This is a genomic window from Vibrio sp. 10N.261.52.A1 (genome assembly GCF_002876325.1).
GTDB classification, from domain to species: domain Bacteria; phylum Pseudomonadota; class Gammaproteobacteria; order Enterobacterales; family Vibrionaceae; genus Vibrio; species Vibrio chagasii.
Genome location: NZ_MCYD01000062.1, coordinates 2164 through 2932 on the forward strand (window position 1 = coordinate 2164; position 769 = coordinate 2932).

Annotated in this window: 1 protein-coding gene; it reads left to right on the top strand. The window is 46.7% G+C overall.

Annotated features, from left to right (window positions below; genetic code table 11):
- The coding region (locus BCT81_RS00930) for a helicase-related protein (protein WP_277869778.1) at positions 1–769 on the top strand (769 nt) is incomplete at both ends.

Sequence of the window (769 nt, forward strand, 5' to 3'; positions counted from 1 at the left end):
CCGCATGTTAGACATGGGCTTTGGTCCTGTTGTTGATCGCCTATCTGCAGAGTGTCGCTGGCGTAAGCAAACTTTACTTTTCTCAGCAACGCTAGAAGGTAAAGGTGTTGAAGGTTTCACTGAAGACCTACTGAACAACCCAGCAGAGATCGACGCAAAGTCATCACTACGTGAGCGTAAAAAGATCACTCAGTGGTACCACCGTGCAGACACAGCAGAGCACAAACTTGAGCTGCTAAAACACATCATTACTAAAGAAGCTGAGCGTAGCATCGTCTTCTTGAAAACTCGTGAGCGTTTAGGTGACCTGCGTGCACTGCTAGAGAGCGCTCAGATTCCATGTGCTTGGATTCAAGGCGAAATGCCTCAAGATCGTCGTAACAATGCGATTGCTCGTTTCCGTGATGGCACTGTAAACGTACTGCTAGCAACTGACGTAGCGGCTCGTGGTATAGACCTTCCAGATGTAAGCCACGTAATTAACTACGACATGCCACGCACAGCTGATGTTTACCTACACCGAATTGGCCGTACGGCTCGTGCTGGTAAAAAAGGTAATGCGGTTTCTCTAATCGAAGCGCACGATCAATTGATGATTGAACGCGTTGCTCGTTACACCAAAGAAGCAATCAAAGAGCGCTTCGTTGAAGGCATGCGTCCAACGCACAAGAAAGCCACGGTAACTAAGAAAAAGAAACCAAAGAAAGAAGATAAAAAAGCAGTAGAGAAGCAGAAGCTCGCGAAGAAGAAAAAAATCGCGAAGAAAAAG